22 protein-coding genes are annotated in these 26,032 nt (G+C 50.2%); 20 read left to right on the forward strand and 2 right to left on the reverse strand.

Going from position 1 to position 26,032, the window contains the following annotated elements; all coding sequences use genetic code 11:
• The first annotated feature begins 5 nt into the window (after positions 1-5).
• The 15 genes from AC3WT9_RS26100 to AC3WT9_RS26170 all read left to right on the forward strand — a co-directional run bounded on the left by AC3WT9_RS26100 (position 6) and on the right by AC3WT9_RS26170 (position 19,164).
• Positions 6-1,214: a hypothetical protein gene (locus AC3WT9_RS26100; RefSeq protein WP_341090066.1), complete on the forward strand. Its 1,209-nt coding sequence runs from the start codon at positions 6-8 to the stop codon at positions 1,212-1,214.
• A 22-nt stretch (positions 1,215-1,236) separates the two neighbouring features.
• Positions 1,237-2,364 (forward strand): glycosyltransferase family 4 protein, encoded by a 1,128-nt coding sequence (locus AC3WT9_RS26105; RefSeq protein ID WP_341090067.1) that lies wholly within the window; start codon positions 1,237-1,239, stop codon positions 2,362-2,364.
• 60 nt (positions 2,365-2,424) lie between these two features.
• On the forward strand, positions 2,425-3,669 hold the full coding sequence (locus AC3WT9_RS26110; RefSeq protein WP_341090068.1) for a glycosyltransferase family 4 protein: 1,245 nt from the start codon (positions 2,425-2,427) through the stop codon (positions 3,667-3,669).
• A 17-nt stretch (positions 3,670-3,686) separates the two neighbouring features.
• Positions 3,687-5,060, forward strand: a complete 1,374-nt coding sequence (locus AC3WT9_RS26115; RefSeq protein WP_341090069.1) for a sugar phosphate nucleotidyltransferase — start codon at positions 3,687-3,689, stop codon at positions 5,058-5,060.
• 36 nt (positions 5,061-5,096) lie between these two features.
• Complete coding sequence (locus tag AC3WT9_RS26120; RefSeq protein ID WP_341377436.1) at positions 5,097-6,836, forward strand: phosphohexomutase domain-containing protein; 1,740 nt, start codon at positions 5,097-5,099, stop codon at positions 6,834-6,836.
• Positions 6,837-7,075: 239 nt separating this feature from the next.
• Positions 7,076-7,825, forward strand: coding sequence for a YveK family protein (locus AC3WT9_RS26125; RefSeq protein ID WP_038586558.1), 750 nt, complete (start codon positions 7,076-7,078; stop codon positions 7,823-7,825).
• A complete protein-coding gene (locus AC3WT9_RS26130; protein WP_341090072.1) occupies positions 7,806-8,474 on the forward strand; it encodes a CpsD/CapB family tyrosine-protein kinase in 669 nt (222 codons plus the stop codon). The genes AC3WT9_RS26125 and AC3WT9_RS26130 overlap by 20 nt, the downstream gene beginning before the upstream one ends.
• A 23-nt stretch (positions 8,475-8,497) precedes the next feature.
• Positions 8,498-9,871: an O-antigen ligase family protein gene (locus tag AC3WT9_RS26135; RefSeq protein ID WP_341090073.1), complete on the forward strand. Its 1,374-nt coding sequence runs from the start codon at positions 8,498-8,500 to the stop codon at positions 9,869-9,871.
• Positions 9,872-9,888: 17 nt separating this feature from the next.
• Entirely contained in the window at positions 9,889-10,953 is a 1,065-nt protein-coding gene (locus tag AC3WT9_RS26140) for a glycosyltransferase family 4 protein (protein ID WP_341377438.1), read from the forward strand.
• 3 nt (positions 10,954-10,956) lie between these two features.
• Positions 10,957-11,505, forward strand: coding sequence for a WcaF family extracellular polysaccharide biosynthesis acetyltransferase (locus AC3WT9_RS26145; protein WP_038586568.1), 549 nt, complete (start codon positions 10,957-10,959; stop codon positions 11,503-11,505).
• A 28-nt stretch (positions 11,506-11,533) separates the two neighbouring features.
• Positions 11,534-12,874, forward strand: coding sequence for a lipopolysaccharide biosynthesis protein (locus AC3WT9_RS26150; RefSeq protein WP_341377440.1), 1,341 nt, complete (start codon positions 11,534-11,536; stop codon positions 12,872-12,874).
• Between the two features lie 44 nt (positions 12,875-12,918).
• Positions 12,919-14,247 carry a UDP-glucose dehydrogenase family protein gene (locus AC3WT9_RS26155; RefSeq protein WP_341090079.1) on the forward strand — a complete coding sequence of 443 codons (1,329 nt, stop codon included), beginning with the start codon at positions 12,919-12,921 and terminating at the stop codon, positions 14,245-14,247.
• Positions 14,248-14,465: 218 nt separating this feature from the next.
• Positions 14,466-16,739: a copper amine oxidase N-terminal domain-containing protein gene (locus AC3WT9_RS26160; protein ID WP_341377442.1), complete on the forward strand. Its 2,274-nt coding sequence runs from the start codon at positions 14,466-14,468 to the stop codon at positions 16,737-16,739.
• A gap of 256 nt (positions 16,740-16,995) precedes the next feature.
• On the forward strand, positions 16,996-18,468 hold the full coding sequence (locus tag AC3WT9_RS26165) for a potassium/proton antiporter (protein WP_341090083.1): 1,473 nt from the start codon (positions 16,996-16,998) through the stop codon (positions 18,466-18,468).
• Between the two features lie 240 nt (positions 18,469-18,708).
• The gene (locus AC3WT9_RS26170) at positions 18,709-19,164 is read left to right on the forward strand and encodes a Dps family protein (protein WP_341090084.1); all 456 of its coding nucleotides are present in this window, start codon (positions 18,709-18,711) and stop codon (positions 19,162-19,164) included.
• A gap of 184 nt (positions 19,165-19,348) precedes the next feature.
• Here AC3WT9_RS26170 and AC3WT9_RS26175 read toward each other — a convergent pair whose 3' ends face one another.
• Both AC3WT9_RS26175 and AC3WT9_RS26180 read right to left on the reverse strand, forming a co-directional pair.
• Positions 19,349-20,053, reverse strand: a complete 705-nt coding sequence (locus AC3WT9_RS26175; protein ID WP_038586581.1) for an AIM24 family protein — start codon at positions 20,051-20,053, stop codon at positions 19,349-19,351.
• Between the two features lie 60 nt (positions 20,054-20,113).
• Positions 20,114-20,602, reverse strand: coding sequence for a hypothetical protein (locus tag AC3WT9_RS26180; RefSeq protein WP_341090085.1), 489 nt, complete (start codon positions 20,600-20,602; stop codon positions 20,114-20,116).
• A 304-nt stretch (positions 20,603-20,906) separates the two neighbouring features.
• On the opposite strand from AC3WT9_RS26180, the gene AC3WT9_RS26185 reads away from it, so the two are divergent.
• From AC3WT9_RS26185 to AC3WT9_RS26205, 5 genes are all read left to right on the forward strand, one after another.
• Positions 20,907-21,593 carry a M50 family metallopeptidase gene (locus AC3WT9_RS26185; protein ID WP_341090089.1) on the forward strand — a complete coding sequence of 229 codons (687 nt, stop codon included), beginning with the start codon at positions 20,907-20,909 and terminating at the stop codon, positions 21,591-21,593.
• Positions 21,594-21,779: 186 nt separating this feature from the next.
• Positions 21,780-22,445 carry a hypothetical protein gene (locus tag AC3WT9_RS26190; RefSeq protein WP_341377443.1) on the forward strand — a complete coding sequence of 222 codons (666 nt, stop codon included), beginning with the start codon at positions 21,780-21,782 and terminating at the stop codon, positions 22,443-22,445.
• A 242-nt stretch (positions 22,446-22,687) separates the two neighbouring features.
• Entirely contained in the window at positions 22,688-23,653 is a 966-nt protein-coding gene (locus AC3WT9_RS26195; RefSeq protein WP_341090094.1) for a helix-turn-helix transcriptional regulator, read from the forward strand.
• 247 nt (positions 23,654-23,900) lie between these two features.
• Entirely contained in the window at positions 23,901-24,890 is a 990-nt protein-coding gene (locus AC3WT9_RS26200) for an ABC transporter ATP-binding protein (protein WP_341377444.1), read from the forward strand.
• Positions 24,887-25,876 carry an ABC transporter ATP-binding protein gene (locus AC3WT9_RS26205; protein WP_492408129.1) on the forward strand — a complete coding sequence of 330 codons (990 nt, stop codon included), beginning with the start codon at positions 24,887-24,889 and terminating at the stop codon, positions 25,874-25,876. Before AC3WT9_RS26200 ends, AC3WT9_RS26205 begins: the two co-directional genes overlap by 4 nt.
• Positions 25,877-26,032: the final 156 nt, after the last annotated feature.

Raw genomic sequence — 26,032 nt, forward strand, 5'->3', positions numbered from 1 at the left:
TGTAAATGGCGTTCGTTTTAAAAATCGGATTCCTGCTGGTGACCGCCTTTTTGATCAAGCCCACGGCTTTGGGAGAGAACTACTCCATGCTGGGAATCGCGGCGGCCATGCTTGCCTTTTTGTTTCATCTCATTGATTGCCGGGTGCATCCCATGAAGAAAATATCCATTCAGGGCCCTCATCGGCTTGTGCTGTTTCTGGTACTGCTGCTGTTCAGCTATCTGCTGGGCCACGCCATGCTGATGAACTCCATCTTCCTGCTGAATGTGCTGAAAGCTACAGTGCTGAACTGCACCGTAGTTCTCGTCGCGGCCTTCATCCTTAGCGAGGCGAGGGCCAACTATATTTTCTTTCGCAGCATGGTGATCATTTTTATTGGATTCATTGTGTCCTACTATGTGACCATCGCGCTGGCTGTATTTGTGACTCACCTGGAGCAGCTGGAGTTATTCCGGATTCAAATCGGGGACTATCCCTCCTCGGGGATGACCTATTTCCCCTTCACCGTCATGTACGGCGTTTACACCGTAGATGGTATCCGGTTTCCGCGGCTGCTGGGGCTGTTCAGGGAGTCGGGCATTCTGCAGATGTTCCTGATCTGGTCATTGTTCAATCTGAAGTCCATCCGGCTGAACCGGTTATGGATTAAAGGAACACTGCTGCTGGGGATTATCGCTTCGTTCTCAACAGCAGGGCTTGCGATTCTCTTCGCCAACCTTGTGCTGTATCTCTTTATGAATAAAAAAGTGATGAGAGGCGTCGTCTTGCTCTGCTTCACCTATGTGGTGATCATGTACGCCCCGTTTATCGGGATCAACGACAAGACGGAAACGCATGGCGCTTCCATCTCGGACCGTACCATGGCTACAGAAGCAGGGCTGGAAGCGCTCGGGAACAATCCGTTTGGTGAAGGCATGTACAACACCCGTATTCCCAACGCGGGGATCAACCTGGTAGCAGCTTCTTCCATGATCGGCGTGGCCGGCGTGCTGCTCGCGATGCTTGTCTATCTGGTACCTGCGCTTGCCGCCGGGAACCGCAGGCGCTATTTACTCGCAGTCATTCCCATTATTCTGACTTCGCTGATCTCACAACCGCTGCTGGATGCCCCGCTGCTCTATCTGCTGCTGATGGCCCCGTACAAGGGCGAAGAGGAACCACAACCCGAAGGGGCGGCATTACTTGTTCAACCCGCTTTGGAATACATCCGTTAGGATCAAGAAAAGGTAGGGTCTTATGATAAAAACACTATTGATAGCCTATCAGATCGCCCCGTACCGTATCCCGGTCTATAACACGATCGACGCATCGGAGGATATCGATCTTACGGTTTGGTTTCTGGAGGAGAAGGAAGCCAACCGGGAATGGAATATTGATTATCAGGATATGCGATTCCGGTACAGCTGCCTGCGCGGGTTCCATTTGTTCATTCAGCGTATGGATTTCGGAGTGCATATCAACCCGGGTTTATTCTTTAAGCTGGTACGCCTGAATCCCGATGTGATTATCACCACGAGTTATGACGCGATTGGCTATTGGGTGAGCTTGTTCTACGCCAAGCTCTTCCGTAAAAAGTTCGTCGTCTGGTGGGGCAGCACGCTGGAGAGCAGCAGAGTGAAGAACCGGGCGATGAATGCAGTGCGCGGATTGTATTTCCGTTCGGCAGATTCCTTTGTAACCTATGGCTCGGACTCAGCCAGATGCCTGAACCACTACGGCATTCCGGATGAGAAAATGGCTGTCGGCTTCAATACGGTGGATATCCGCTATTACTACCGGAAACGCCTGGCGGTTAAGCCCCATAAGGAAGAGGAGGGGCTGCTAAATCTCTTGTTTGTCGGTCAGCTGATCAAGCGGAAGGGCCTGGAGGAGACCATCCAGTCCTTGGCCCGGTTGAACCATGAGAACTGGAGACTGCGGATTATCGGCACGGGACCGGATGAGAAGAAGCTGAAGGAAATGGTCCGGCGGTATGGCATGGAAGAGAAGGTGCTATTCGAGGGCTACAAGCAGAAGGAGGAGCTGACCGGCTATTTGGCGGCAGCCGACTGCCTGCTGGTCCCTTCGCTGATTGAGGTGTGGGGGCTTGTGGTCAACGAAGCGCTTGTCTCCAACACCTTCGTGCTGGCTTCCAAATATGCCGGCGTGACGAGTGATCTGATTGTCGATAAGGAGAACGGGATCATCGCCGATCCTCTGGACCCGGACAGTATGGATGAAGCGATGCAGTGGCTGTTCGACAATGTATCCTATTTAAAGGCAGACCGGAAGATTAAGCTGAGCATGTGGAAGAAGCTGCATCCCACGACCTATGCCAAATCAGTGGTCCGGGCCATCCGGATGGCGAGCCGGCCCAGCCATTAAAAGGAAGGCTCTCCGGTAGAGCGGGCGGTTCAGAGATTATTTCGAGAGAGGTGCAAGGCTATGAAGCCCAAAATTGTGTTCGTGATCAATTATTTTTACCCGGATTATGCTTCCACCGGCCAACTGCTGACCGAGCTGTGCCTGCATCTGCAGAATGACTTCCAAATTACCGTCATTGCTTCGCAGCCCGGCTATTCCGGGGAGGCGAACACAGAGAAGAGAAGATTCATTACCGGTCACCTGGAGAATATAGAAATTATCCGTATCCGTCTTCCTGTCGTCAATAAGCTGAATAAATGGAGTAGGCTGCGATATATCGTAACCTACTTTTTTTATGCCATTGTTGCCGTGCTGAAGCAAAGAAACGTGGATTTTATCTATACGATCTCACAGCCGCCGATCCTCGGCGGGCTGATCGGAACGATCGGCAAGCTGCTGAAACGGTCGAAGCATATTTATAATATCCAGGATTTCAACCCGGAGCAGGCGAAGGCGGTCGGCTTCATGCAGAATGCCAGGCTGATGAAGCTGGCCCAGTGGGTCGACACCCTGAACTGCAAGCTGGCGGATCACATTATTACGGTAGGCCAGGATATGCAGGAGACCCTGCTGAGACGGTTTGCCAACAAGAAAGTGACAGACAATACCGTCATTAACAATTGGACCAATGAACAGGAGATTATTCCTTTAAGCAGGGAGCATCCGCAGGTCCAGGGCTTCCTCGAGAAGCATGGCCTGCAGAATAAATTCATTGTGATGTATTCCGGGAACCTCGGGCTCTATTACGATCTGGAGAACCTGATCAAGCAGACGGCAGCCTTCCGTCATCTCGATGATCTCGCTTTCGTCTTTATCGGAGAGGGAGCAGTGAAAGCCAAAATGCAGGAATATGTGGCGGACCACGAACTCTCGCAGGTCTACTTTCTGCCTTACCAGCCGAAAGAGGATCTGGTGTACTCCCTGAACGCTGCCCATGTACATCTGGTAGTTAATCAGAAGGGAATCAAGGGTGTCTCCGTTCCCAGTAAAATTTACGGGGTTATGGCTGCAGGCAAGCCGGTGCTTGGTGTCCTTGAGAACGGAAGTGAGGCGTACCGGCTGATACGGGAAAGCAATTGCGGTCTTCTCGTCGAGCCTCACAGTTATGAGGAGGTTGTCCGCAGCGTGCTGGCTTTTTATGAATGGGATCGTGAAGAGCTGGAGGCCTGCGGGATGCGGGGAAGAGCCTATTTGGAACAGTATTTAAGAAGAGAACTGTCTCTTGAACGTTATAGAGAGCTGCTGCTGTCTTTAAAAATCTCATAAAAAAGGTGGGGGAATTCATGAAGCTGGTGTTATTGTCCGGGGGTTCCGGAAAAAGATTGTGGCCGTTATCCAACGATTCCCGCTCCAAGCAGTTTCTCAAAGTACTGGAGAATGAAGAGAAGGAAATGGTCTCCATGGTCCAGCGGGTATGGGGGCAGATCGAGCGCAGCGGACTGGGTGCATCCACGTTTGTAGCTACGGGGAAATCGCAGATTGAAATGATGCACAGCCAGCTCGGCCAGCATGTGCCTCTGATCATCGAGCCGGAACGCAGGGATACCTTCCCGGCCATCGCGCTTACAGCGGCCTATCTGTATTCCTTCATCGGAGTAGATCCGGATGAAGTGATCGCCATTCTGCCGGTGGACCCTTTTGTGGAAAACCGCTTTTTTGATACCGTCAAGCAGTTGGAAGAGGTTGTGTCGGCAACGGGAGCGGATCTTGCACTGATCGGCGTGCAGCCCACGTATCCCTCTTCCAAATACGGCTATATCATCCCTGAAAGTTGTGCGGATTCCTCCGGCGGCAGCCTGAAAGTCAGCCATTTCCGTGAGAAACCGCAGGAAGAGGAGGCTAAAAACCTGATTGCCCAGGGCGCCCTGTGGAACTGCGGAGTGTTTGCCTTTAGGCTCGGCTATCTTATCGATATATTGAGCGGGCAAGGCTTGCCTGTGAACTATGAGGAGCTGTCGGAGCAATATGACCAGCTGCCCAAGATCAGCTTTGATTATGAAGTGGTAGAGAAGGCAGCCCATATCACTGTGGTTCCCTATGAAGGCTACTGGAAGGATCTCGGGACGTGGAACACTCTTACAGAAGAGATGAAGAACAAACAAATTGGCAGAGGGACGATCAGCGGGGATTGCAGCAACACCCATTTGATCAATGAGATTGATATCCCTGTATCCATTATCGGTTTATCCGATATTGTCGTGGCGGTGAGCCCGGACGGGATTCTGGTCACAGACAAGAGCGAAAGCCCGAGAATCAAGGACTACATTGATTATAATCAGGGACCGATGTATGAAGAGCGTCAATGGGGCTGGGTGAGAATACTGGATGACCAGTCGTATGAGGACGGACGCTGTGCCGTTACCAAACGGGTATGCATTCTTGGCGGCAAAAGCCTCAGTTACCGGATGCACACCAGCCGGGAAGAGGTTTGGACCATTATTAAGGGAGAGGCAGAGTTTGTGCAGAACGGGAATTTCATGCTTATCGGCCCGGGCAATGTTCTGCATATTCCGATGAAGACATTGCATACGCTCAGAGCTTCTGCCGACCTGGAGATGATAGTGGTCCAAAGCGGGCAGGTACGGGAACCTAACCGGATGCTCGAGCTGTACCCTACATGGGATGAGATGTCACAGCACTGCTTCAAAACCTCCTGAATAGCCGAATCATCCTAACCCAAAGGAGGCCAACACATGCATGCAATCGCCGATCAGCTGGAGGAAATCGTTCAGAGGCGTTATAACCGCTGGAAAAATGCAGAGCTGCCCGCTTATCTCAGCAAAGAGCTGAATGAGCTGAAGTCTGCGGAAATTATCGACCGCTTCTATCAGGATTTGCAGCTTGAGGATCACGGCATTTACGGAATTACCGGGGTTGGAACGAACCGGATGAATATATTTACGATCCGCCGCGTCTGCCGGGGACTGGCTGAGGAGATTAAGAGCCGCGGTTTTGCCGCCGGGCAGAGAGGCATAGCCATCGGCTATGATTCAACTTCCTTTTCCAAAGGGCTTGCGGAGCAGGCGGCGCTCGTTCTGGCGAATCATGAGGTGAAATGTTATCTGTTCCGCCAGCCTTCTCCCGCAGGTGAACTGGCCTTCGCCGTACGGTATTTACATGCTGCCGGAGGTCTGCTCATGTCGAGCGGGGGGGAGGCCTCTAGCTACAGCGGCTGTACCCTTTATGATGAGCATGGAATGCCGGTAGAGACGGAAACCAATCTGCGCTTGGCCCGTTACATGGAGCAGTGGGAGGATGGGCTTCATATCGGATTGATGAATGTAGAGGAGGCGGCCCGTACGGGCCGCCTCGTCTTTACCGGGGAGGAAGTCGCCAGCGCCTATCTGGAAGATGTGGACCGGATTCCGGTCTCCCGGGAAATCAATCAAATCATGGGCGCTTCTGTGCGTATCCTTTATATCCAGCCGGGGCAGGGGGAGGCAGGACTGCTGCGCAGCACGCTTCTGCGTTCCGGCTTTACCTCTGTACATGTCGTTCAGGACCCGAGGCTGCAGAGCGCGAAGTCGTCCTCCCAATACTTTGAGCTGTACGATTGGCGGCTGGCGAATGAGGCGGCTGCGGAGATGAATGCCGATATGATTCTGGCGTTCAACCCGCAGTATAGTGAGCTGGCCTTGTCCATTAAGACGGAAATGGGCAAGTATCTTGTATTAAGCCACAGTGAAACGGCGGCGCTTCTTCTCCACTATCTTTTGCGGCAAAAGAACAACAGGGGGGGGAGCACTGCCGGTGGAGTGCTGCTTAAGTCTTTTTTTACAAGTGATCTTGCCTCGGCTATTGCCCGAAAAGAGGGGATTAAGACGATCAATGTTACCGGAGGTTTTGGCGGAGGGGCATCGCTGGGGAAATTTTGCCGCTCGGGCAATCTCCCTTTTCTGTTCGGTTACGATGAGGACGGCGGATTTGCGGTCGGGGGCTCCATTGCTGGCAGTGATGCCATTCAGTATGCTGTGCTGATTGCCGAGATGTCAGCCTATTTTAAGTCCAGGGGCAGAACACTTGGCAAAGAGCTGCTGGAATTGTATGCGGAGCACGGCTGGTTCTCAGATGACAGGATAGAGCTTACATACCGGGGGCTTGAAGGCCGGCAGAGGGTAAGCTTTATCATGGGGCGGCTGAGCAAGGATGCGTTAAGAGTAGTGGGCGGATTAAAGGTTGAGCAGTTGTACGACTTCCGGGCCCGGGAGCATATCCAACTGGCCAAAGGCAAACATTTAGCGCTGGATATGCCGCGGTATGACGCGCTCAAATTTATAATGGAGGACGGGTCCTGGTATGGTCTGCGGCCGGTATCTGCACAGCCGGGCATTCAGCTCTTCCTCGGCAGCCATGCTTCTGACAGCCTTACCAGCAGGCGGAAGCTTGCAGCCATACGATCCGACGTACTGTTCATGCTTGAAAGCATGCTGTAAAACTGAAAATTTTTATTTGTTTACAATGTTATTCGAAACGAATATAATTGAGTCGACAAATACTCTTATTGAAGCTTTTCTTGAGGGCCTTAAGGACTGTCTGAAATTGCGGAATGTTGAAAATGGGCATGTAAAGAGGCGTGGAAACGGGTTAAAGCAATAGTTTATGTTTTTCGGGTCGCGTATTGAATAATTATCATTTGTTTATTCGATCTAATAATTCGAATGGAGGAATTCGAGTGGAGTTAAAACAGTATTGGACCGTAATCCGAAAGCGATTATGGCTGCTGGTCCTGCTTGTTGTTGTGATTACTACCGCCACGGGAATATACACGTATGAATACACCGAGAAGCAGTATACGGCGTCAACGAAGCTTATTGTAACCCCCAAGCAGGAGGTTGAGCTGCTTGGCGGCAAGCTGGATCTAAGCACCATCAACTCCAACATCCGGCTGATAGCGACCTACAAGGAGATCATCATGTCGCCGAGGATCATGAATCTGGTCGTCCAGCAGTATCCTCAGCTTGGCCTCACATCCGATGAAATGCTGAAGAAGGTAACTGTATCCGCCGTCGAGGAATCCCAGGTGATGTCCCTGGAGACAGTGGATACTTCTTACGCTCAGGCAGCTGCAATTGTGAATGCAGTGGCTGCCATATTCCAGTCAGAAGTGCCCAAGGTGATGAAAATAGATAATATCAGCGTCCTCAGTGAAGCCAATCCGGCGGATACTCCAGATCCTACATCACCACAGCCTCTGCTCAATATGATTATCGGGCTCGTCCTGTCCCTGATGATCGGAACGGGACTTATGTTCTTGCTCGATTACCTGGACGATACGATCAAGACGGAAGCGGATATCCGCGATGTGCTGGGTCTCTCTACGTATTCGGCAGTCCCGGCGATTACCCAGCGGGACCGGGTGGCAGCCCCGAGAAATACAGCCAAGCCGACGAGGAGGAAGAAGAATGTCACGTTCGAAGTCTAAGCATTATCTGATTGCGGATCCCAGTCTGGATTCCCCGGCTGCCGAGGCCTACCGCAAGCTGCGGACTACTCTTGATTATTCGCACCAGGATGAAGGCATCCGGACGCTCATGATTACTTCGGCATTAAGCGGCGAGGGCAAAAGCACGACTGCCGCCAACCTGTCGATGGCTTACGCGCAGTGCCGGAAAAAAGTGCTGCTGATTGATGCGGACCTGCGCAGCCCGTCCCAGCACTCCATATTTAATGTAGAGCAAAACCCGGGAATCAGCGCGGTTCTAAATGGCCAGGCTCTGCTGGAGGATGTGCTTGTGCCCGTGCTTGACGGAACATTGGCGCTGCTCCCGGCCGGCCCCCTCTCAGGCAACCCAGCGGAGCTGCTGACCTCGCCGCGGATGAAAGATTTGCTGGCTGAGCTTAGCGGGAAGTTCGATCTTATCCTGATTGATACCCCTGCACTGCTGACCTACAGCGATGCCCAGATCATTGCGGCCCAGTGTGACGGCGTCCTGCTGGTAGTCAAGCCGGGCAAGGTGAAGAATGGCGCTGCGCTTAAGGCCAGAGAGAGTCTGGCGCTGGTTAAGGCCCGGGTTCTTGGGGCCGTTCTGAGCAACGTCAACCGCAGAAATGCCGGCCGCTTTATCTACTAGAAGAAGAGTACAGGAGAATAGCTATGAATGCTTTCATTTATCTCGCTTTTGCATTGCTCCCGCTGGACAATTTCCCCTATATGTTCGGCGGAGCATACAAGCCGGTTTCTCTGATTTTTATCGTGCTGTATTGTGTACTCAAGATTCCGGTACTGATCCGGATGAAGTTCCAGAGAAAGGAGATCTGGATCTTTATCGTTCTGGTATCGGCAGTCCTGATCTCCGCAATCCTGGGCCTGCAGAACAATTACTCCTTTGCGGGGCTTCAGGATGCAGTGGTTTCTCTGGCCGCCGGCATCATCATCTATCTGAGCTTCAGAATATATGTGCATTCGAGCGAACACCGCAAGGATTCATTCCTGACCTTGTTCCGCTGGATGTTCAGAGGATATTGGCTGGCCGTCATAATCGGTCTGCTCCAGCTTGTATATATGTATGCCTTTCATAGCGGCGCGCTAAGCAGTGTAATCGGTTTTTTCGTCCAGAGGGATTCTTACGTCACCGCAGGACGGCTGCATTTTACATTCTCGGAGCCATCCTACATCGGGCTTCATACCAATCTGCTGCTGTTCCCGGCCTATCTTATCCTGAAGAAATACAATTATTTAACGAAATCCGACAAAGTGCTGTTATGGATCTTTATCCCGTTATCGCTGCTCTCCTTGTCTATCCGTTACTATTTGGATCTGCTGTTTTTTGTGGTCGTGTATGTCATTATTACCAGCAAGCCTGAAAAGTTCCTGATGTTATTCATGAAGTTTATGATGTACCTTGCGGCTGCTGCTGTTCTGCTGAATATCGTCTTTGTTAACAATCTCTTTCAATTAAAATCCGATCATTACTATCGTATTCTGCATATCTACGAGGATCCTGCCAGTATTACGGAAGATAATTCATTCAGCATCAGAAGCACTTACTCCAGCCTGGGTTTTCGATCCTTTCTCGATAAGCCGTGGTTCGGGTATGGAATGGGGAATTACTATTACGGCTTTATGCATAATTTGGACCATATTCCCGTTGACACCCTTGAAGAGAACGAGGAGCTTAGGGAAGCTAAATACAATCTGACCCTCCCGCAATATAACATGTACACCCGGCTGCTGTCGGAGTTCGGCCTGCTGGGGATTATGCTGATTTTTTTATTGCTCTCTTTAGTAAGGCTCAGCCACAAGGGTAATTTCCCGAAGCTGATGGTCGTCCTGCTGTTGTATTCGCTTCTGCAATTTGATTCTTTTGCCTTCATCCAGGTGCTCTTTTGGGTGGCTATTCTGCAGAGCGAGGAGGTGTCCCGGCTGCGGATTGGCAAGGCAGAGAGCACAGAGAATAAAAGAAAGATGGCTAAGATGCATTCGGGCCCGTGGGTCCAGCTGCGGAGGTCAGAACATTATCCCAAGTGACAATGAAGGTGATCATAATGAAGAAAATCTGCATTATCGGCCAATTTCCCCCGCCTGTGCACGGATTGTCCAAAGCACTCGAGACACTTCTGAATTCCCGGCTTTTTAACGAAAAATACGAACTTACCCATGTGGATATCAAGGACAATAAGAAAGTTGCTGCTCATATGAGCATGATCAACCGCCAGGACACAGATATTTTTTACTTTACCATTTCACAATCCAAGTGGGGCAATCTGCGGGATATGTTTATTCTGGCCAATCTGTTCAGGAAGGGCAAAAAAGTGGTCATTCATTATCACGGCGGCTACTTCAGACAGCTGTACAGCCAGTTTAATCCCCTGCAGCGGGCCATCAACAAGAAGCTGCTCGCGAAAGTGGATGTGATGATTGTCCTCAGCAAAAGTCTGGAATGCCTGTTTGCCGGGATTGTCGATGCCGGGAAAATCAGAATTTGCGAGAACTGCATTGAGGACAGCCAGCTCTTAACCTCATGGGAATACGAGAGCAAAATCTTCAGGCTGATGGAAACCGGTAAGCCGCTTGAGGTGGTATACCTGAGCAATTTCATTAAGAGCAAGGGATACTTCGATCTGTTGATGGCAGCGGAACGGCTGAAAGACCGGGACATTCATTTTCATTTTGCCGGCAGCTTCTTCAATCGGGAGGATGAGGAGGAGTTCCAGGCCTACATTCAGCAGAACGGGCTGCAGGATAAAGTGTCTTATCATGGCGTGGTAACCGGGGAGCGCAAGAAACGGCTGCTGGAGCGCTGCGATATCTTTGCGCTTCCAACCTATTATCCCAATGAAGGGCAGCCGATCTCCATAATTGAGGCAATGGGCAACGGACTGGCCATTATCTCGACGAAACATGCCGGTATTCCCGACATCGTATCCGAGGAGAACGGCTTTCTGATCGAACCGCAGTCGCCGGAGGCGATTGCCGGAGTTATCGCCGGACTGCTTCAGGACCGGAGCGGAATGAAGCAAATGGCTGATGAGAACCGGAGTAAGATTCTACGCAGGTATAAGGAAGCAGACTATCTAAAACGGTTGGAACTAATTATGGATGAGGTCTGAACAATGAAGATGAACTTAGCGAAGTATGATCAATCCTGGTTCGTTAGAGGGAGAAGCGGCGCAGTAGTCATGCTGTGGTGGCTGATACAGGCAACCGTGTTCAGAGTGTCGCTGCACAATATGCACGGCTTCCGCAGCGCTTTGCTGCGTCTGTTCGGCGCACAGGTAGGCAAAGGGGTAAGGATAAGGCCTTCGGCGAAGTTCACGTATCCCTGGAAGGTCAAGATCGGTGATTATTCCTGGATTGGAGACCATGCGGAGCTGTACAGTCTGGACAGCATCGTGATCGGCGACCATTGTGTGATCTCCCAGAACGCCTATTTGTGTACAGGCAGCCATAAGCTGAATGATCCCCATTTCGGTCTCATTACGAAACCGATAGAGCTGAAAGACGGAGCATGGGTGGCTAGCCATGTCTTTGTATACCCCGGAGTAACAATCTATGAAATGGGGGTCGCAGGGGCAAGGAGCACCGTGATGAAAGATATTCCCGCGAACCAGGTTCATGTCGGATTTCCCGCCGTGTATTTCAAAGAACGATTCACGAGCTGAAAGGCTGCACCATTAAAGGAGAGTAGCAATGAGAATGATGAAGAAGGCCTCCGGCAAAAACTTTTCGTGGCTGTTCACCGGAAATTTAATTTATTCGTTATCCCAATGGGGGATGGTGGTTTTGCTGGCGAAGCTCGGAAGCCCGGCCATGGTCGGCCAGTATGTGCTGGCTCTGTCAATTACGGCTCCGGTCATTCTGTTTGCAAATTTCCAGCTTCGTGATTTCCAGGCTACCGATGCCAACAACCAGTATTCCTTCCAGCAATATTTAACACTCAGGCTGCTGTCGATGACGGCCGTATTCCTCCTCATTCTCGCTGTTACTGCATTCATTCCGCTATCCCTGAATACACTTCTTGTAGTCTGGTTCGTCTGCGCAGCCAAAATGGTCGAATCCGTCTCGGATATTTATTTCGGATTATTCCAGCGGAATGAAAAGATGGAGTATGTCGGGAAATCCATGATTCTAAAAGGGTTGTCCTCTGTCCTTGTGCTTGGGATAAGCGTCTATCTGACCCAAAGCATTGCCGCCGGAGCTTTAGCGCTTGCGCTTGCCTGGCTAGGGATACTCTTGTTCTACGACATGAAGAACGGAGCGGCTGTGCTGGGGATCAGGGTGGCAGCGCGAACAGCAAATGGCCGCCTGTCCAGCTTCAGGAGCGTTCTGGGAAGAGGGGAGCGGGCCACTCTGAAAGGCCTGCTCCTGCTTGTACTGCCGCTGGGCATTACCGCGGCGCTGGATTTCCTGAACAGCAGTATCCCCCGCTATTTTCTCCAGCATATCGGCGGTGAGGAAGCCCTGGGCTACTATTCTGCGATCGCCTACATCATGATGGCGGGAGGCACCTTTGTCAATGCAATGACGCAGGCGTCGAGTCCGAGGCTGTCGCGCTACTTCCGGGACAACCTGCAAGGGTTCAAAAGGCTGCTACTGCAGATCATGGGCCTGTGTCTGCTGCTCGGACTTGCGGGTCTTTCCGCTGCCTATTTCATGGGAGAGTTTCTGCTCAGCCTGCTATACAGCTCCGATTATGCCGCGTATAACAATGTCTTCATTATTATTATGCTGGCAAGTACGATCTGGTATATGACAGGCTGCCTCAGTGCAGCTTTAACCGTCTCCCGTTATATTAAACTGCAAATCCCGGTATTTCTGCTGACCTGTATAACGGTTCTGGCAGGTTCCATCCTGCTGATTCCCGGGTATGGAGCGGCAGGAGCAGCATGGAGTATTTGCATCGGGATGGGGACAAGATTTGTCTGCAGCTTTGCGCTGGTTCTTCATGCCTTGTCCAGGCAGGCGGCACTTGCCAAACAGGCGGAGCAGCGGGAGGCGAGGATCGCTCTCGGCGATATCGCCAGGGGATAAGTTCTTCTATTTAAGCTCACAAAACTTTGATGAGGAGCAGAGACATGAACATTACTGTGATAGGAACAGGGTATGTCGGTTTGGTGTCAGGTGTATGCTATGCAGAGCTTGGGCATCAGGTGTATTGTGTCGATAAGGATGCGGAGAAAATTGAGCTGCTTCTGAGTGGCGGCATTCCGATTTATGAGCCGGGGCTTGGGGAGATGTCCTGCACCAATATGGATGCGGGCCGGCTCCGCTTCACGACTGACTTGTCCGGTGCAGTGTCCGATGCAGAGCTGGTGATTATAGCAGTAGGAACGCCTTCGCTGCCGAGCGGTGAAGCAGATCTGCGGTTCGTCGATGCGGCCGTAAGGGAGATCGGCGCGGCCATGAACGGTTATAAAGTAGTCTGCGTGAAGAGCACCGTGCCGGTAGGCACCAATGACAGAGTCCGTGAGCTGCTGAGCGAGTTATACGAAGGGCCGTTCGATATTGCTTCGCTTCCGGAATTCCTGCGTGAAGGAACGGCTATCCGGGATACGCTGGCTCCGGACCGTATTATTATCGGGACGGACAGCCAGCGTGCTTCCAAGCTGCTGAGCGGACTGCATGAGCCGCTGAACACCAGAATATTGATCACAGACATCCGCAGTGCGGAGATGATTAAATACGCCTCCAATGCTTTTCTGGCTACCAAAATTTCATTTATCAACGAGATCGCCAACATTTGCGAGAAGGTAAAGGCAGATGTCACGGAGGTAGCCAAGGGAATGGGACTGGATACACGAATCGGGCCCTCGTTTCTGGGAGCGGGTATTGGCTATGGCGGCTCCTGCTTCCCCAAGGATACAACGGCGCTGATCCAAATCGCAGGCAATGTGCATTATGATTTCAAGCTGCTGAAATCAGTAGTGGAAGTCAATAAAGAACAGCGCTATAGTGTCATCAGCAAGCTACATCAGGCACTGGGCAGCCTGGAAGGCAGAACCATTGCGCTGTGGGGGCTGGCCTTCAAGCCGGAAACCGATGATGTCCGGGAGGCTCCTGCACTGGAGATCGTCGACAGGCTCATTCAGCTTGGCGCCACTCCTAAGGTATACGACCCGGTGGCTATGGATAATTTCCGGCGGCTGCGGAATCATTCCGGGATTCAGTGGTGCAGCTCGGCGCTGGAAGCTGCGAAGGACAGCGACGCGTTGTGCCTGCTGACAGAGTGGAAGCAGTTTAAAGAGATCAATCTGGCCGGGGTAAAAGCAGCCATGAGCGGCACCGTCCTCATTGATGGCAGAAACGCCTTCTCGGAACAGCAGGTAAGCGGACTGGGCTTCGGGTATTACCCGGTAGGCCGGCCTTCGCTCCAGGAGCCGTTTGAAATTCCGGAAGTCGTGTAGCTTTGCAAGGGGCGTTCCAGCCGGATCACGAAATGAATCCCTGCCGTAGGTGTGGCGGGGATTTTTTTGTGTTTCCATATCCCTTCTTATTTAGCCTGGGAATGGAAATTGGATTAATTTATTGTAACCAGTAAATCGAGAAACTTTTAGACCGGTTGATGCGTCAAAGGGATAGTCAAGAAAATGGAATTTTATTTATTATCCAGGAGGGTGAGCTTGTGAAGAAGTTATGGATTTCGATTTTAGCGGGGTTGCTGGTGTTTCCGATGCTGCTGCAGTCCCCGGCTCAGGCAGCTGCACCTATCAAAATTGTGATTGACGGTGTTCCCTTACCTACTGATCAACCCCCTATATCGGTGCGTGGACGAACGCTGGTGCCGTTACGGGCCATTTTTGAAGCCTTTGATGCCACCACCACGTGGAATAAGCAGACAAAAACAGTAACAGCAACCAAAGAGGGTACAACGATTATATTGAAGCTTGGCTCGACACTTGCCACGATTAACAATAAGTCTGTTATCCTCGATGTGCCTGGTCAAAGTTTGAAGGGCAGAACGCTGGTTCCGACACGGTTCGTCAGCGAAGCTCTGGGTCAGGAAGTGGTATGGAATTCCAAAGCAAGGACCGTGTCCATAACGACTTCTGGAGGTAAAGGTGGAACCGTAAGTCCGGCATCCAATGTAGTCCTGCAGGATGTGAGTGATAGCGGTGACGGACGTGATCTGCAGGTCAGCTTCGTCCGGGCGGCAGATGAGTCCATTGTTGATCATTACAGGGTATTGATTGTGAAAGCGGGGAACACATTAAACTTGTCATCCGCCCAACAGATCGCACCGTCCAATTATTCTACTGTATTGTCTACCGGAGCTAATCCTGCGTTTAAACTGAACGCTGGGTCGAGGGATATCAGCGGTGAATTAATTAAAGTCAATCAGCCGTATATTGCTTATGTTTTGGCAGTAGGCAAAGGGAATAATATCAGTGCCCTTTCGAATAGTTCAGCAACACTTACGTTGGTGAATAATATTGTATCCGCACCAACCAACATACAAGTGAATGATGTCGGGGATAATGGGGATGGACGGGATTTGTCTGTCAGCTTCAACAAGTTGCCGGATGAATCGAAGGTCAATTCCTACCGGATATTTGTAGTCAAAGCAGCGAACTATACCAATTTCAATGTGGCGGCAGCAAACGCAGTTTCCAGTTCTAACTACACCCAAGTCAGCAAGACGGGAAATAATCTTTCTCAGGTCTTGGCTTCAGGATCCAGGGATGTCGATGGAGCCCTTATAAAGCCGGGTGTGAGCTACCGGGTGTTTGTTATGGCGGTAGATAGCAGGAATGCGGCCAATCAAGTACTATCTCCTGCGTCATCTGCGATTACGTTGTCCACTACAGGAATCTCTAGCTTCATCGTTAGTGATGTTAATGACTATGGAGACGGCCGGGATATGAAAGTGTCCTTTGTCCATCCCACAGCCGAAGCTAATATTAACCAGTATCGGATTATGGTCGTACCTACGGCTTATTACAGCGGCTTCAGCGTATCTGAAGCGAATAATGTATCCAGCTCCAATTATACAGCGGTGAGTACATCAGGAAGCAGCACCAATCAAATCCTGACCTCATCAACCAGAGACGTACGGGGTAATTTGATCAAAAATGGAACGGGTTATCAAGTATACGTGTTATCGGTTGGAAGCAACTCAAGTGCAAATGTGCTTTCCAGCGCTTCATCGGTTATTACGCTGCTGACTGACTTCAGTATGGGAGCCGTTTCTAATCTAACCGTAAGCGACGTTAGTGACAATGGTGATGGCCGGGATATGAAAGTATCCTTTAATCATGCTGCGGACGAAAGGTACATCAGCAAATATCTGATCATGGTGGTGCCAACCTCATATTACAGCAACTTCAGCGTATCCGAAGCCAATCGTATATCCAGCTCCAACTATACAGCGGTGAGCACATCTGATAATAGCACCAGTCAAATTTTAAATTCATCCTCCAGAGATGTGCGCGGCAATTGGATTAAAGAGGGAACCACTTATAAAGTGTATGTATTATCTGTTGGCAGTGGGAATTATTCAGGTTCTAATGTCTTGTCCCAGGCATCCTCGGACATTACGTTGTCGTCCAAAACCCCTGTGGTTTCCGTAACCAACGTCACGTATCAAGTGAATGACAGCAGAATACTGGCCCGCTTCAACAAATCGTCCAATGAGACCAATATTTCTGAATACCGGGTATTAGTAGTTCCGGCCAAGCAGGGTTTTGGCTTGGGTGATGCACTTGGGGTGACCTCTTCCTCTTACAAGTCCATCATTCCTAACGGAACGAATCCGGTAATTACAGCATCAACAACAGACGTCAACGGTAGTCCCATCATTAAAGGCAAAAAATATAAACTGTATATTCTTGCCGTGGCAAATAACAAGGGGATGCAGAATGGCGGCCTTTCAGATTCAACGGAGGAGTTTGAAATATAATAGTTAATGTTAAATGAGTCGTAAGCCTGACCTTCCATGGTCAGGCTTTTGTTATGTAGATAATAGAAGAAATGTATGATGTGCAGCCGTTTGAGCATTATAAATTCAGTGTGGAAGTGTAGATGACCAGAGCGGGGCACCCGGCAGTCTTTACCGCAGCTGACTCAAGAAAAGACTTTTGAGGTTAATAACGTGAATAACACAAGGAGCGGTAACGTCTGCTTGATTTCAATATCAGAAGGGTGCGAAGTAAACGATGACTCATCTTGCAGATCAGATTATTATGCTGCTGGCGGTGCTGCTGCTTGTAGGAGTGCTTTCCACAAAATTCTCTACACGGTTCGGCATGCCGGCGCTCGTATTATTTATTGCAGTGGGGATGGTACTCAGCCATTTTGTCTATTTTAACAATGCATCCCTGACCCAGATTGCCGGCATTTTTGCACTGGTCGTGATTCTGTTTGAAGGCGGGATGCAGACCAGCATGAAGGATATCCGGCCGATAATGGCGCCGGCGCTGTCCTTGGCTACGGTGGGCGTGCTGCTGACTACAGCCATAGTAGGCGTTTTTGCCAAATTCATACTGGGAGTGCCTTGGGCGGAAAGCCTGCTGTTCGGAGCGATTGTCGGTTCAACGGACGCAGCCGCCGTATTCTCTGTTCTGGGCGGCAAAAATATCGACAAAAGGTTGACCTCCACACTGGAGGCTGAGTCTGGGAGCAATGATCCGATGGCCGTATTTCTGACCGTATCACTAATCGAATGGATTCAGCATCCCGATACAGCCATCTGGAGCCTGCTGCTGTCCTTTGTATGGGAAATGGGGATTGGCCTGCTGCTGGGGATCATTATCGGCAAGCTGGCCGTATATCTGATCAACAGAATCAACTTGGATTCCACCGGTCTGTATCCGGTAATGGCTATAGGGTTTGCCGTACTGACTTATGGCCTTACAGCCATGGTTCACGGCAGCGGACTGCTTGCCGTCTATGTAATTGGCCTGACGCTGGGGAATTCCGAACTGATGTATCACCGCACCATCATGAATTTCAATCACGGCTTTGCCTGGATGATGCAGATTGCTATGTTCATTCTGCTGGGGCTGCTGGTGTTCCCGCAGGAGCTTGCAAATATCGCTTGGGACGGGCTGCTGCTGTCTGTCATCCTAATGGTAATTGCTCGGCCAGTCGGGGTATTTATAAGCCTGCTCTTTGCCAAATTCTCTTTCCGGGAAAAAACACTGATCTCGTGGGCTGGTCTTCGCGGCGCCGTGCCGATTGTACTGGCCACCTATCCGCTGCTGGCGGGTCTTCCGCAGGGAAGGCTGTTCTTTAATGTCGTCTTCTTCGTCGTCCTTACATCGGCTGTTATTCAGGGGACGACGATTTCACCGCTCGCTTCCAGACTGAAGCTGGTCGGGCGGGAAGAAGCGGGGCAACCTTCTCTCATGGAACTTGTAGCCCTTGGCAAGACGGACTCGGAATTCAATCATATTGGAATACAGCCTTCTATGCCGATTGCCGGGATGCAGATTGCAGAGCTGGGGCTGCCTGATGATATTCTCTTCACGGCGATCATACGGGATAAGAATATCGTCACTCCGCATGGCAATACCGTCATTCAGGCAGGAGATACAGTCTACGTGCTTAGTCCGAAGTCTAAACGCGACGAGATGCGGGCGATCTTCCGGAGCGGAAAAGGCAAGGCGGCGCAAGCGGAAACTACCTAGGTTTAACCTTTGTATTTCATGTGATTTTTTATGCCGTAACGATGTGATTTGTGTCAATATAGGTGCTTATGCTCCAATGTGACACAAATAATAGGAGTATAACAGAAAGTTATGCTAGAATTTGCAGCAACAAAATCGTCGTAATCGTTGCAAAAAGCATAAATTCATGTTATATTGTATATAGATTTAGAACAAGTCTAAATACAATAACATATATACAAACTATAGGAGGCTATTAGAATGAGTACACAAGTAAAGAGCCAGACTGAACTGCACGCTGCTTTGAATCGCCAAACTGCGAACTGGACCCTGCTCGGAGTGAAACTGCATCATTACCACTGGTATGTGAGCGGACCGCAATTCTTCACGCTGCATGCCAAATTCGAAGAACTGTACAATGAAGCTGCAGGTTATGTGGATGAGCTGGCTGAACGCCTGCTCGCTATCGGCGGACAACCGGCCTCTACTATGACCCAATATCTGGCCCTTTCCGAGCTCAAGGAAGCCGTCGGCGGCGAAAGCGCCAAAGAAATGGTTACCCAACTTGTAAAAGATTTTGCCCTTGTTGCAGAAGAGCTGAAGCATTCCATCGCGGCAGCAGAAGAGCTGAGCGATCAACCGACTGCTGATCTGCTGATTGGTATCAGAAGCAGTGTTGAGAAGAGCGCCTGGATGCTGAATGCTTACCTGGCATAAGACCAAGTGACCAAGTGACCAAGTGACCAAGTGACCAAGTAGCAACAATCAGGAACCGCCCATGATTCCGGGTATAGAAGCTGTTGCCGGGTTTATGGGTTGTGTGCATTGTCTGTAAACTAAAGAGTGCCCTTGCGTGATACGCACGGGCACTCTTTTTGCTAAATAAGATTTATATATATTCCTACTTAATAAACACTCCGCCGAATGGCAGAGCCTCACGGAGAAACCGTTTGATAATCCCGTCCTCATTATTGTCGCGTTCAAAGCGCCGGCTCTGGCGGCCGGCTTGGAACAGCACGGGTCCGTGGCCTGTCATCTTCCAATGATAGCTCATATGCTGGCTGGCCAGATGATTGCCGTAGACGGTCAGCTCAAGCTTGGCATTCTCGGGGTAGGCAATGACGCTTCCGGCATCCACATACAACGGGTCGAAGGGATGCAGCTCCGCTTCGCATACCGTTCCCTCAGTTAAGATGCCGATGCTGCCCCTGCCAGAGAACTTCACCTTGATGACATCGCGCGTCACGAGCATATTCTTCATGCTGAGCACCCGGGTCTGCATCGTAACCCCCTTACTATAGAAGAACAGATGCCTGAAATCATAGAGCAGATCGCTTTTTCCATCAAGCTGCAGCGTTTTGATCCGATAACCGGGAGGGAGTGCGGCAACGAACCGGCAGGGCCCGGACAGATCCGAGCGGATCAGCTTGCGCTTGCGGTACATGCCCTTGACATCCATCAACCGGTCCGCCCGGCCTGAAGAGGGACCTTGATAGGCAATAATCTGCTGCGGGTGCAGCACATGAACCTCTTCATTCTCTCCAACAGTAAAGGCAACGGCTTGTCCGCTGCCGCTGTCGCCTTCATCCTGGACATCAACGTTCATAGCTTACACTTCCTTGTTCCTGTGACTTCTTGTTTCTGTGGGTGACGCTCTCCTTGCGGACTACCGCAGCCGGTCGCTTCTTCTGGACCGGTAGCGCATCGCGAAGCGAAGCAGCCGGGTGAGCAGGAAATAACCGAATATAAGGGCAACCCCGGTAATGACCGTAACTTTAATCCGGTTATAGTAGTTTTCCCGGGCCGTACGGTCGTTTTTCAATTCCTCTACCACCAGGCTTAATTGGCGGTTCTGCTCCTGAAGAGCCTCATTCTGGGTACGGTACGTCTCCATCTCCTGCAGCGTCTGTCCCAAGGCTTGGGTCGTTTCGCCCAGCTCATTTTTGGTCTGCTGGAGCTCATCCACCGTTTGCTGGTAGCTTTCCTGCAATTGATTAACTTCACCGGGCAATTCCGAGAAATTCTGCAATCCTTTATATATATCGCTGAAGTAATTGGCCTGAGCCGCAGGAGCCGGCAGGGCTGCCGTTATCCCAAGCAGCAGCAGGGCCGAACTTAAGAGCTTGATCAATTTGCTCATTACATGTTTTTTCATTACATATCACCACCTGGTATAGGCTAATATTACTTTTATTTTAACATAGCCTGACAACTTCCGGGTACCTTACAGGGGAAGCTTGGCATCATTTGGCGGATAAAGCACATTTTTGTCCCGAGTTTTGGATATAAAGGGACAAACAGATACCATCCTTTTGAGAACGTCGCAGCCGTTTCCACTTGCACTGGGGCCTGCGGCAATAACCATAAAAGTAATACAGCATTAAAGACACTCAGGTTTCGGTTTTGCTACCACAGGTGTACAAATTATCGTATACTTTGAACGGAAAGGGGCTGATGTGATGAATAAATGGCTTAAGACGCTATTGTTTCTGGCAGGTTCTGCTTTTTTAACGCGGTTAATCCCGTTCTCTTCCTTGTTCCGCAATCTGGATACGATGGTTCACGAGTTCGGCCATGCGCTCATGACCCTGTTGCTCTCGGGAAGTGTGCTGCGCATTGAGTTGTACGCCGATCACAGCGGGGTCACTTATTCGGCCATTGGTGCGGGAGCACAAGCGATACTGGTGTCGCTGGCCGGATATACGCTGGCTTCGTTATTCTCTTTGCTGCTGTTCTATTTATATAGAAGAAACCGGCTGCAATGGGGGCTGATTTTGTCCACCGCCATAGCACTCATTATGCTGGTTTTATATGTGCGGGGCGGATTCGGCATGATGTGGCTGACCGGCTTTATTGCGCTGAATCTGGCGATGATGTTTCTCTGGCCTAAGATCAGCAAATATTATTACTTGTTTCTGGCGTTTCTCACGCTTGAGGAATCCGTAATGGGTACACTTTTTCTGGTATCGTCTGCGGCATTTACACCCTCCCGTGCAGGGGATGCAGCCAATCTGGCGAGGTTGACTCCTTTGCCGGCCATCTTTTGGGCAGTGCTGTTTCTTCTATTCTCATTGCTATGCGCCAAAGGAGCACTGGGTTTCTTATTCAAGGAAGAGCGCCGGAACAGCAAGCTGGGGAATAGGTGAAATTACACAAATTTTTCGTCATCTTTAGACAAAAGAACGATCTTTCGCAAAGAGGCAATCCACTTTATAGTGGAGTGGCTCTTTTTTTGTCGATATTCTAGGTCCGAACATATATTCCATGACAAGGAGTTGTCCGCCATTATTGGTACATTAATAGAAGATCCAAAAAAAGAAAGAGGTGGAAATATGCAAGCAAGTATCCAGCCCATATTTACATGGAGTCAAAACCGGATTTTTGCAGGAGCTGCTCGAGATGTAATTTTACTAGTCGAGTGGGAAGGCATGGTCCAAGGTGTGGAAACGCAGAAGAAAAGCCGCAAAGTCGTTGCCCGTGAAATTGAACTGAGAGTATGGCTTGAAGCGCATGTAAGTCTGAAGGCATGTTATGGATGTGTAGTGGAGGCAGGGGAAGGAAGATCGCTGCTGCTTAAGCTTGGCAAAATACATGCGGGAGGGAGGAAATATATAGCGCTGGAATTCACTATGGCGGCGATGCCAGCGGGAAATCATGAAGCACTCTGGCTGCAGTGGCAATATAAACAACCCCCGGTGGAACGCATCCGCGAGCTGCCCTTGCATAAGCTAAGCCTAGAGTATACCCACCATACCGATGTGCTCGGCACGGCCAGCTGCTTTCATGTAGCCAAGCATTTGGAGCTGCTCAAGACAGCGATGGCAATGGAAGAAGCAGTGGCCTTACGTTCTAAGACATCCGACCCAGCTTCCTACGATAGGTTGCGCAGACAGGCGGATGATCTGCTGCTGCTGGCAACCCAATCTGGAGACATGCAGCTGGTTAAAGAGGCGGAGGCTGTGTACAAACAGTTGGCCGTGGGGATTCAGGTCTGGTGACTCTAGGAATACACAGTTTATGATCCATCAACCGGTAACTAGGGCATATACATAACTGCACTATTTCGCTGAGTGCAAACCAGAATAGCTGACAGATAGAGCGATATATAAATGTGGTAATATAGTAAAATAGTTCTATTATATTTTTGTAACGAGGTTATTAATTCCCTGTTTTTAGATATATATAACTAATTTATTTAAAATAATGGGTCTATTTTACCATAAATCAAGGGGAACTGAAAATGACAGACCGATTAATCCGGCTGATGCGCATCATTACGCTAGTTCAGGCCAAACCGGGAATTTTAGCCCGTGAGCTGGCGGAACGCTGCGGCAACAGTGAGAGAACGATATACCGGGATATGGATGCGCTAAGTGCCATGCATATCCCTATTACCCACCTGGGGCACGGGAAGGGATATGCTTTTATCGGGAACTTTGCACTCTATCCTTTAGATTTGTCGGAAGAAGAATCGGCCGCATTTTCACAGCTCCGCGGCATTATGAATGACATTAAGCCTCTGTTGCCTGCACATTTTGAAGACGCCTACGAAAAAATCATGGCTGCAGAATATAAGCAGAAGGCGGAAAGGGAAGAGAAGATGGAAAGCGTAAAAAAAGAAGCCTGGCAGCATTGGACAGAGAGGGGAACTTCACAGGGAGAGCCTTCGCCTTTTCTGACGGAAATTCTGCTGGCTATAATGAAACAGCGAAGCTTTCAGGCGGATTACAGTGAAAATGCCTATGAAGAGAAGGAGATACAGATCGATCCATACTGCCTGGTTCCGCTGGAGAACCGCTATCATTTAATCGGTTTCTGCCACCGCTTTGGCATGATCCGGGCTTTTCACATCAACGGGTTTTCGAGTGTCAGGCCGTTGAATCGTTTTTTTTCCAAGGAGCAATTTGATTTGCAGTCTTTTATGAAGCAGAAGTGGCATTTGGACCAAGACAGTCTGGAGATCGAATTTAAGGTGAAATTTTCGGAACGGATGATGGATTGGATCAAATATGAGGAGTTGTTTGTAAAGCCGAGCAAGGTGGACCGCCAGAGCCGCTTTCTCCACTTTAAGGTAGCTGTTGAACAGGATATAGGATTTGTTCGTTGGATCATGAAATTCGAAGAGGAAGCGGAGATAGTGGAGCCGTTTTACTATAGGGATATGATGAGGGTTCAACTGGAAAGGTGGCTATTGCTCTACAAATAGAGCAGGATCTTTTTGTTTTGTCATTAATTATACCCTTAAACCCTATGAGGTTAGTTAATCTTGTAAATTTTTCTTGTCTATCATGGTTTTATATAGTAGTATTATACAATAAATAACAACTATGTCGATTAAATCCTATTAACTAACTTATTATGTAAGGTGTTCACGGTAGAATCTCTCTTTTAGAGAGATTTTCTTGTCTGTCATTTGACCTTTGTTCAATTTTTAATAGAAGAGAGGGTTCATTTTGATCCAGCCAATTCTGGAAATTGAGGATTTGCATACTCATTTTTTTACGGATCGTGGAGAGGTTCCTGCTGTGGACGGCGTCGATTTGTATATTGATCCGGGCGAAATTCTTGGAGTGGTTGGTGAATCGGGCTGCGGCAAGAGCGTCACTTCATTGTCCATCCTGAAGCTGGTTCCGAATCCTCCCGGCCGGATTGTCGGCGGCCGCATTCTATTAAAAGGGCAGGATCTTGTGCCGCTTAGGGAAAAAGAAATGCGAAAGATCCGCGGAGACTCGGTATCGATGATCTTCCAGGAGCCAATGACTTCGCTTAACCCGCTGTTTACGGCAGGTCAGCAGATTATCGAAACTGTGCGGCTTCACCGCGGCTTATCGAAAAGAGAAGCGCGGGAGCATGCGGCCGGGATGCTCCGCAAAGTAGGAATACCGCGGCCGGAAGCGATCATTGATGAGTATCCTCACCAGTTGTCGGGCGGCATGCGCCAGCGGGTGATGATCGCGATGTCGATCTCCTGCAGTCCGGAGCTGCTCATTGCCGATGAACCCACAACGGCGCTGGATGTAACGATTCAGGCGCAGATTCTGGATTTGATCCGGCGGTTGAATGAAGAACAAGGCACTGCGGTCATGCTGATTACCCATGATCTTGGAGTTGTGGCGGAGATGTGCCACCGGGTGGCTGTTATGTATGCCGGCAAGATCGTAGAGGAAGGCTCTGTGCGCGATATTTTTAAAAATCCGTTTCATCCTTACACGAGGGGGCTTATACAGTCTGTGCCAAGAATGAACGAGGTCCGGGAACGGCTGTATTCCATTCCCGGCAATGTGCCGATTCTCAGTAAAGATATGCAGGGCTGCCGGTTTGCACCCCGCTGTCCGAATATGATGGACATCTGCCGTGAGTCGCTTCCTGAGCTGTCACTGCAGGAAGACCGGCACAGCTGCAGATGCTGGCTGCATGACAGCCAACAGGAGGATGCTGTATGAGCGAGAACCTGCTCGAGGTTATTGGCCTCAAGAAGTATTATCCGATTTATAAAGGCTTCTTCAACAAGGTGCAAGGGGCCGTCAAGGCCGTGGACGATATTTCCTTCTCCGTAAGCAAAGGCGAGACCTTTGGACTGGTGGGGGAAAGCGGCTGCGGCAAATCGACAACCGGGCGTACGCTGCTGCGGCTGATCGAGCCTACAGCAGGGGAGGTCTGGTTCGAAGGCCAGGATATCACCAGGCTCACTCTGGAAGAAATGCGCAAGCGCCGGCGGGAGATGCAGATTGTCTTTCAGGACCCGTTCTCTTCCCTTGACCCGCGGAATACGGTGCAGCGTATTCTGGAAGAGCCGATGATTGTACATGGTGTAGGCGATGCCAGGCAACGGAGGGATACTGTCGAGCGGCTGGCTGATGTGGTCGGCTTGGCGAAGGCACATCTCCAGCGTTATCCGCATCAATTCTCCGGCGGGCAACGGCAGCGGATTGGAATCGCCCGGGCGCTTGCCCTGCAGCCGAAGCTGATTATAGCGGATGAGCCTGTGTCCGCACTGGATGTATCCATCCAGTCTCAGGTCATTAATCTGATGCAGGATTTACAGAAGGAATTTGCACTTACCTACATATTTATAGCCCATGATCTCAGTGTGGTGAAGCATATCTGTGACCGTGTCGCCGTAATGTACCTGGGACGGATTGTAGAGATTACCGATAAGTACAAGCTTTATGCCGAACCGCAGCACCCGTATACACAGGCGCTGCTGTCGGCTGTTCCCGAACCCGATCCCGATATCCGCAAGAAACGGGTTATTCTGCAGGGTGAAGTGCCGAGTCCGGCCAATGCGCCTGTCGGTTGTGCCTTTAATACCCGTTGTCCCCGGGTGATGGACGTGTTCCGCAATGTAAGACCGCCGTTGAACGAGACCGGGCCAGGGCATCTAACCGCATGCCATTTATATGATGATGCTGACACCCGGCTGGCTTAACAAGACTTGACGACATCTTAGAAAGACTCCGGCAGGAGTTATCCTTAGTATTTAGAGCGAGCAACCATTCATGAATGCAATTAGTGGACTTGGTATATGGCAGCGCTTTGGCGCAGCTCCATATAGACGCTTTAATACTTTTAATGAAGGAAGGGA

The organism is Paenibacillus sp. EB106-06-01-XG199 (genome assembly GCF_058791575.1).

Bases quoted from the DNA above. Each gene is read 5' to 3' on its own strand.
- AC3WT9_RS26180 (WP_341090085.1), bottom strand. From the start codon at position 20,602: ATGAAAAAACATGTAATGAGCAAATTGATCAAGCTCTTAAGTTCGGCC.
- AC3WT9_RS26205 (WP_492408129.1), top strand. From the start codon at position 24,887: ATGAGCGAGAACCTGCTCGAGGTTATTGGCCTCAAGAAGTATTATCCG.
- AC3WT9_RS26145 (WP_038586568.1), top strand. From the start codon at position 10,957: ATGAAGATGAACTTAGCGAAGTATGATCAATCCTGGTTCGTTAGAGGG.
- AC3WT9_RS26170 (WP_341090084.1), top strand. From the start codon at position 18,709: ATGAGTACACAAGTAAAGAGCCAGACTGAACTGCACGCTGCTTTGAAT.
- AC3WT9_RS26130 (WP_341090072.1), top strand. From the start codon at position 7,806: ATGTCACGTTCGAAGTCTAAGCATTATCTGATTGCGGATCCCAGTCTG.
- AC3WT9_RS26135 (WP_341090073.1), top strand. From the start codon at position 8,498: ATGAATGCTTTCATTTATCTCGCTTTTGCATTGCTCCCGCTGGACAAT.
- AC3WT9_RS26190 (WP_341377443.1), top strand. From the start codon at position 21,780: ATGCAAGCAAGTATCCAGCCCATATTTACATGGAGTCAAAACCGGATT.
- AC3WT9_RS26110 (WP_341090068.1), top strand. From the start codon at position 2,425: ATGAAGCCCAAAATTGTGTTCGTGATCAATTATTTTTACCCGGATTAT.
- AC3WT9_RS26100 (WP_341090066.1), top strand. From the start codon at position 6: ATGGCGTTCGTTTTAAAAATCGGATTCCTGCTGGTGACCGCCTTTTTG.
- AC3WT9_RS26165 (WP_341090083.1), top strand. From the start codon at position 16,996: ATGACTCATCTTGCAGATCAGATTATTATGCTGCTGGCGGTGCTGCTG.
- AC3WT9_RS26120 (WP_341377436.1), top strand. From the start codon at position 5,097: ATGCATGCAATCGCCGATCAGCTGGAGGAAATCGTTCAGAGGCGTTAT.
- AC3WT9_RS26195 (WP_341090094.1), top strand. From the start codon at position 22,688: ATGACAGACCGATTAATCCGGCTGATGCGCATCATTACGCTAGTTCAG.
- AC3WT9_RS26115 (WP_341090069.1), top strand. From the start codon at position 3,687: ATGAAGCTGGTGTTATTGTCCGGGGGTTCCGGAAAAAGATTGTGGCCG.
- AC3WT9_RS26155 (WP_341090079.1), top strand. From the start codon at position 12,919: ATGAACATTACTGTGATAGGAACAGGGTATGTCGGTTTGGTGTCAGGT.
- AC3WT9_RS26140 (WP_341377438.1), top strand. From the start codon at position 9,889: ATGAAGAAAATCTGCATTATCGGCCAATTTCCCCCGCCTGTGCACGGA.
- AC3WT9_RS26150 (WP_341377440.1), top strand. From the start codon at position 11,534: ATGAGAATGATGAAGAAGGCCTCCGGCAAAAACTTTTCGTGGCTGTTC.
- AC3WT9_RS26175 (WP_038586581.1), bottom strand. From the start codon at position 20,053: ATGAACGTTGATGTCCAGGATGAAGGCGACAGCGGCAGCGGACAAGCC.
- AC3WT9_RS26105 (WP_341090067.1), top strand. From the start codon at position 1,237: ATGATAAAAACACTATTGATAGCCTATCAGATCGCCCCGTACCGTATC.
- AC3WT9_RS26185 (WP_341090089.1), top strand. From the start codon at position 20,907: ATGAATAAATGGCTTAAGACGCTATTGTTTCTGGCAGGTTCTGCTTTT.